The organism is Paenisporosarcina sp. P4_E4_2, from assembly GCF_056401595.1.
The window spans coordinates 1-6,086 of the sequence record NZ_JBFUJC010000188.1; the positions used below are offsets into that span (position 1 = coordinate 1).

A 6,086-nucleotide genomic window follows, 5' to 3' on the forward strand; every position below is an offset into this window, starting at 1 on the left:
ATGTATAACAACTGTCCCTCACGGTAATGCTTTGTAAAAAGTAATTTGCTAAAGGAGACTATTCAATGGCTGAGTTTCCAATCATACATACAAATGTTTGGGATGCACTATGGGCTATCCCTGTAATTATAATATTGCTCCTCATCCTAAAATTCCTTGTTCACGTACCTTCAAAATATATCCCTACGTGTGCAACCTTGATTGGTTTATTCATTTCGATTTTCATCAGTCATCCCGATAACCTTTCTGCTGGAATATTCATGGGTTTTTTCTATAGTGCTGCAGCAATCGGCACATATGCATCAATTAAAACAACATTGAAATCATATCGAACATCATAAAAAAACCCAACACTTGACTAGAAAACTAGTCAGTTGTTGGGTTTTCTTTGTTAAACCACAATGGATCTTCATTATCGACTTCACCATTATAGTTAATCAAAACTTCTTCTCCAGCTTTAATATCTTTGTAAGCGAAGAAATCAAATGTGTGATTATCAAAGTTAATGTCATACACAGCATTCGGTTGATACGAATGATTGAATAGCATGCCATAACCGAGCACTAATGCCGTATGGTTTATACCATATTCAAATGCATAGTCCGCAAGCAACGTCTTTTCCACATGCTCATGCTCTTCATTTGGGTAGGGTAAAACTGGTGCTTCGTGAATCAGTTCACCTTTTTTAATATCACGCGTAGCAAAAACGCCACGATTTAATTCTCCATCACTTAATGTTGATGTTTTTATTTCAATCATTGATTTCACCTTCTCGATTCGATTGTCTGTAAAAGACATGCACATTTGGGGAAATATTATTGATCTTTACCCTTCACGCCAGCTACAAGTATACCACGTCATATCACAATCGGTAGGGTAAACGATAAATCAACGTCGAAGCGACCCCATTATTTTTCAGTCAAGCCGTTAAAGATTGTATCAATATTCCATTGCATCATCTTGATATATGTGTCGCCATCTTCACCGGGCTTGCCGATGGAGTCGGTGAAAACTTTTCCGTAAATCGGTACACCAGTTTCAGCAGACACGGACTCCATACTACGTGGATCGATGCTCGTTTCTACGAAAAGTACTGGATTTTCTTTAGAGCGGATATAATCAACGACTTTACTTACTTGTTCAGGGGAGCCCTGGTTTTCTGAATTAATTTCCCAAATATAAGCCGCTTCAAATCCATATGCCTCTGAAAAATATTTAAAAGCACCTTCACTGGTAATTAAAACTCTTTTTTCTTGAGGAATTTCGTTGTAACGGGCAACTGCTTCTTCATGTAACTTCTTCAATTCAGCAATATAGGCTTCCGCATTTTTTTCGTATTCAGCCGCATGATCTGGGTCGACTTTCACTAATGCATTTTTGGCGTTTTCAGCATATTTAATGCCGTTACGGATGTCCAACCATGCATGAGGATCTTCTTCTGATTCTTTGCCTTTAGTCGTTAGATGTTTAGGTTCCACACCTTCACTTAATCGGAAAACCGGTGCATCTTTTTCGGACTTTCCTGCCGTAAGGAGGAGTTTCTCAAACCAAGAGTTTCCTCCTTCAAGATTTAGACCATTGTAAAAGACAACATCTGCRTCAGTAGTCAATTGCACATCTTTTGGCAATGGATCATACTCATGCGGATTTGAACCAACGGGTGCTAGTGTATGAACTTCGACTCGATCGCCGCCAACGTTTTTAACGATATCGTAAATGATCGAATAGGTAGCTACGACTTGAATTTTCCCATTGTCATCTGTTTCATTTCCATTTTCTTTTGTACAACCTGAAAGTAGTAGCAGCAATAGAATACTCATCGTGCTTAATAAATATATTGTTTTTTTCATGTTTATCCTCCAGAAATAATTAAGATTGAGAATGCAGTTCTCGTTTTCGAGCACTTTTTAGTGATCTCCAGACCAATCCTTGCTTCGGCGAAAATAAAAAGGCGAGAATGAATAATACAGTTGCAGCAAGTACAATTGTTGCACCTGAAGCCAAATTATATGTGTAGCTGAAATATAAGCCGAGTATGGATGATAATATACCAATTCCAGCTGATAGATAAATCATTACCCACAGTCGATCAGTTAACAAATAAGCTGTCGAGGCCGGAGTGATGAGCATTGCCACCACCAGAATAATTCCTACGGTTTGTAAAGAAGCGACTGTCACCAAAGTCAGTAGCGCCATTAAAAAGTAATGAATGGCTTTTGTAGGAAGTCCATATGCTGCTGCCATCGTCGGATCAAATGAACTGACAAGAAGTTCTTTATAAAAGACAAAGATACTGATTAGCACAAAGATTCCAATCACCAATGTTGACAACATTTCTGTCGGTCTAACGGCCAGTACATTCCCGAATAGGATATGGTACAAATCAGTACTGCTTTTCATAAGCGTAATGAGAATAATCCCAGAGGCAAATGCAGCAGTAAACATAATACCAATTGATACGTCATTTTTAATTCGACTGTTTTGGCTGATAAATCCGATGCCGATGGCAGTCAGAATTCCTGTAAAGACAGCACCAATGAAAAAGTTAATTCCTAACATGTAAGACAATGCCACACCTGGAAGGACTGCGTGAGAAATTGCATCTCCCATTAAGGCCATGCCCCGTAAAATAATAAAGCATCCTATAACCCCGCAAATAATTCCGACCATTATCGACGTGAGCAAGGCCTTTTGTAAAAATTCATATTGAATTATAGCATCAATAAAATTCATCATGATGTCACCTCCGTGCCTACTATTGGAGAGAATTGATTGGTGTAGGCTTTGTTCAGTACGGCAGGTTGAAATACTTTCTCGACAATGCCGTGCTCAATCAATTCTTTATTAAGCAAAATCAATTCATTAAAATAATCGCTTGCTTTGCTCAAATCATGGTGAACAACAACGACTGTTTTTCCGCTATCGCGAAGTTCTTTCAAAATGGAAATGATTTTTTCTTCACTCGTTACATCAACACCTACGAATGGTTCGTCCAGAAAATACATTTCAGGTTTTTGTGCCAATGCACGCGCTAGAAAAACTCTTTGTTGCTGTCCGCCTGATAGCTCACCAATTTGGCGATTGCCATAATCGGCCATGCCAACTTTCTTTAAACATTCTAAAGCCCAAGCTTTATGTTCTTTTTTAGGACGATTGAAAATTCCTAAGTTTGGATAGGTGCCAATTAGGACTGTGTCCATAACGGTAATCGGGAAATCCCAGTCAATATTGCTGCGTTGAGGAACATAAGCAACTTTCGTCTTCATTTCCTTTATCGATTTTCCGAGTATTTCAACTTTACCTGTATCTTTTTTAATGAGATTCAATAAAGCTTTCAGCAGGGTGGATTTCCCTGCTCCATTGGGTCCTATGATGCCAACCAAATTTCCTTCTTCGACTGTAAAACTGACATTTCTTAACGCTTCGTTTCCGTTGTATGATACAAATAAATCGCTTACGGCAATAGCTGTTGTCATTTCTAATCCCTCCTGATAATTAAATATCTATATACGTCATATTTTTATATGAAAATAATTATTTCCTAATCGAAAAAAAGTTTCCTTAGAACAACTATATGCGACAACGTTCAATAAAGCAACTACAGAATAGTGTGAATATATTTTAGAAAGCTTGATAGTGCAGCGAAATTCATATCATAAAGAAAAACTTATTAACTAAATTTCACGATAAATCGCAAGGCGCGTTTCATGTACAATCATTTAGGAAAAACAGTATAATTAGAGGAAATAATTTCTTAAAAAATGGCACGATGCATTAGTTGTCAGGAATGATCTTTCGAGGAGGATTAAGTATGGGCGAGTATATAATGGCGATTGACCAGGGAACAACGAGTTCCAGAGCAATCCTATTTAATCAAAAAGGTGAAATTGTACATACGGCACAAAAAGAATTTCAGCAGTATTTTCCTAAGCCGGGCTGGGTCGAACATAACGCAAATGAAATCTGGGGTTCAGTCCTATCGGTAATTGCCGCAGTATTGACTGAGAGTGGTATTCAACAGACAGAGATTGATGGTATTGGTATTACGAATCAACGCGAAACGACCGTTGTGTGGAACAAAAAGACCGGTCGCCCGATTTATAATGCCATTGTTTGGCAATCCCGGCAAACACAAAAAATTGTGGACGAACTGAAAGAGGAAGATTTGGAAAAGTGGTTTCAGCAAAAAACTGGCCTACGTTTAGATCCCTATTTTTCAGGGACAAAAGTTAAATGGATCTTGGAAAATGTTGATGGTGCTAAAGATTTAGCAGATCAAGGGGATTTGTTATTTGGAACGATTGATACGTGGTTGATTTGGAAGTTGTCAGGTGAGAAAGTACATACGACCGATTACTCAAATGCGTCACGGACATTATTATTTAATATCCATGACTTAAAATGGGATGAAGAAATTTGCGAGAAATTAAATATTCCATTAACTATGCTTCCAAAAGTTGCATCCTCTTCTGAAGTGTATACAAAAACTGATCCAGCTGTTTTCTATGGAGCTGCGGTGCCAATAGCCGGGGTTGCTGGAGATCAACAGGCGGCACTTTTTGGTCAATGCTGCTTTGACAAAGGGATGGCGAAAAACACTTACGGTACGGGCTGTTTTATGTTATTAAATACTGGTGAAACCGCCGTTACATCGGATAATGGTTTGTTGACAACAATCGCATGGGGAGTCGAAGGTCAAGTTACTTATGCATTGGAAGGAAGTGTGTTTGTTGCAGGATCTGCCATTCAATGGTTGCGTGATGGGCTTCGAATGGTGAAAAATGCTGCTGACAGTGAATCGTATGCTAAAAAAGTGGATTCAACAGACGGGGTATACGTCGTGCCGGCTTTTGTTGGACTCGGTACACCCTACTGGGATTCAGATGCCCGAGGTGCAATTTTCGGATTAACTCGAGGTACTTCAAAAGAACATTTCATTCGCGCTACAATCGAATCGCTTGCCTACCAAACAAAAGATGTTCTTGATGCTATGGAACAGGATGCGGGCATGAAAGTAGAAACGTTACGTGTAGACGGTGGCGCAGTTAATAATGAATTTTTGATGCAGTTCCAAAGTGATTTGCTTCAGCTTGATGTTGAATTAGCAAAATTAAACGAATCAACAGCTCTAGGTGCTGCTTACTTGGCAGGATTAGCTACTGGTTTTTGGTCGGATCTAAAAGAAATCGAAAAAATGCGCAGCAGCAAAAAAACATATACACCTCAAATGGAAGAAACGAAGCGGCAGGAACTTTACAGAGGTTGGCAAAAAGCAGTGGAAGCAACTCGACTGTTTAAATAAGGGGGGATCGTCATGTTTTCAGCAATTGGACGTCCAAAACAAATCAAGACTTTAAATACGTTTCAATTCGATTTACTGGTCATCGGTGGAGGAATTACGGGTGCCGGAATTGCACTTGACGCCGTCACTCGAGGTCTGTCAGTAGCTTTAGTTGAAATGCAGGATTTCGCTGCAGGTACGTCCAGTCGATCCACCAAACTTGTTCACGGAGGACTTCGTTATCTGAAGCAATTCGAAGTTCAGATGGTGGCGGAAGTGGGGAAAGAGCGTGAAATCGTATATGAAAATGCAGTTCATGTAACAGAACCAGAGTGGATGCTATTACCGTTTCATAAAGGCGGAACATTTGGACCGCTTTCGACTTCAGCTGGACTTCGCGTTTATGATTTCTTGGCGGGAGTCAAACGGGACGAACGCCGTAAAATGTTAACATCAGAAGAAACGGTGAAGAAAGAACCACTGTTGAAAACAAAAGGACTTCGTGGTGCGGGATACTACGTGGAGTATCGTACTGATGATGCGCGTTTGACAATTGAAGTTATAAAAAAAGCGGCTGAAAAAGGAGCCGTTTGCGTAAACTATGTGAAAGCCGAGTCCTTCATTTATGAACAAGGTCGAATTGTCGGCGTAGAAGTAGTAGATCAACTATCTGGAGAACTAGCGACGATTCATGCTACTCAGGTGGTCAATGCAACTGGTCCTTGGGTAGATCAAGTCCGTGCCAAAGATTCAATTGAAAATGGCAAACAGCTTCGAATGACAAAGGGTATACATGTTGTAGTGG

Annotated in this window: 7 protein-coding genes; 3 read left to right on the plus strand and 4 right to left on the minus strand. The window is 39.6% G+C overall.

Annotated elements, in window-relative coordinates; translation table 11 throughout:
- Positions 1-65: 65 nt before the first annotated feature.
- Positions 66-341: a hypothetical protein gene (locus AC1DSB_RS12845; protein WP_016427499.1), complete on the plus strand. Its 276-nt coding sequence runs from the start codon at positions 66-68 to the stop codon at positions 339-341.
- Positions 342-366: 25 nt separating this feature from the next.
- Here AC1DSB_RS12845 and AC1DSB_RS12850 read toward each other — a convergent pair whose 3' ends face one another.
- The 4 genes from AC1DSB_RS12850 to AC1DSB_RS12865 all read right to left on the minus strand — a co-directional run bounded on the left by AC1DSB_RS12850 (position 367) and on the right by AC1DSB_RS12865 (position 3,476).
- The gene (locus AC1DSB_RS12850) at positions 367-759 is read right to left on the minus strand and encodes an SET domain-containing protein (protein ID WP_016427498.1); all 393 of its coding nucleotides are present in this window, start codon (positions 757-759) and stop codon (positions 367-369) included.
- Between the two features lie 149 nt (positions 760-908).
- Positions 909-1,850 carry a metal ABC transporter substrate-binding protein gene (locus AC1DSB_RS12855; RefSeq protein WP_477532733.1) on the minus strand — a complete coding sequence of 314 codons (942 nt, stop codon included), beginning with the start codon at positions 1,848-1,850 and terminating at the stop codon, positions 909-911.
- A gap of 19 nt (positions 1,851-1,869) precedes the next feature.
- Positions 1,870-2,733 carry a metal ABC transporter permease gene (locus AC1DSB_RS12860; RefSeq protein WP_036659719.1) on the minus strand — a complete coding sequence of 288 codons (864 nt, stop codon included), beginning with the start codon at positions 2,731-2,733 and terminating at the stop codon, positions 1,870-1,872.
- Positions 2,733-3,476: a metal ABC transporter ATP-binding protein gene (locus AC1DSB_RS12865; protein ID WP_477532734.1), complete on the minus strand. Its 744-nt coding sequence runs from the start codon at positions 3,474-3,476 to the stop codon at positions 2,733-2,735. The genes AC1DSB_RS12860 and AC1DSB_RS12865 overlap by 1 nt, the downstream gene beginning before the upstream one ends.
- Positions 3,477-3,811: 335 nt before the next feature.
- Between AC1DSB_RS12865 and glpK the strand changes: the two genes are divergently transcribed.
- Entirely contained in the window at positions 3,812-5,302 is a 1,491-nt protein-coding gene (gene glpK / locus AC1DSB_RS12870) for a glycerol kinase GlpK (RefSeq protein ID WP_016427494.1), read from the plus strand.
- Positions 5,303-5,314: 12 nt separating this feature from the next.
- Positions 5,315-6,086 (plus strand): glycerol-3-phosphate dehydrogenase/oxidase (locus AC1DSB_RS12875; RefSeq protein WP_477586842.1); only part of this gene is annotated, 772 nt, incomplete at its 3' end.

Excerpts from the sequence above, each read along its gene's own strand:
- AC1DSB_RS12845 (WP_016427499.1), top strand. The coding sequence starts at position 66 with ATGGCTGAGTTTCCAATCATACATACAAATGTTTGGGATGCACTATGG.
- AC1DSB_RS12850 (WP_016427498.1), bottom strand. The coding sequence starts at position 759 with ATGATTGAAATAAAAACATCAACATTAAGTGATGGAGAATTAAATCGT.
- AC1DSB_RS12860 (WP_036659719.1), bottom strand. The coding sequence starts at position 2,733 with ATGAATTTTATTGATGCTATAATTCAATATGAATTTTTACAAAAGGCC.
- AC1DSB_RS12865 (WP_477532734.1), bottom strand. The coding sequence starts at position 3,476 with ATGACAACAGCTATTGCCGTAAGCGATTTATTTGTATCATACAACGGA.
- glpK (WP_016427494.1), top strand. The coding sequence starts at position 3,812 with ATGGGCGAGTATATAATGGCGATTGACCAGGGAACAACGAGTTCCAGA.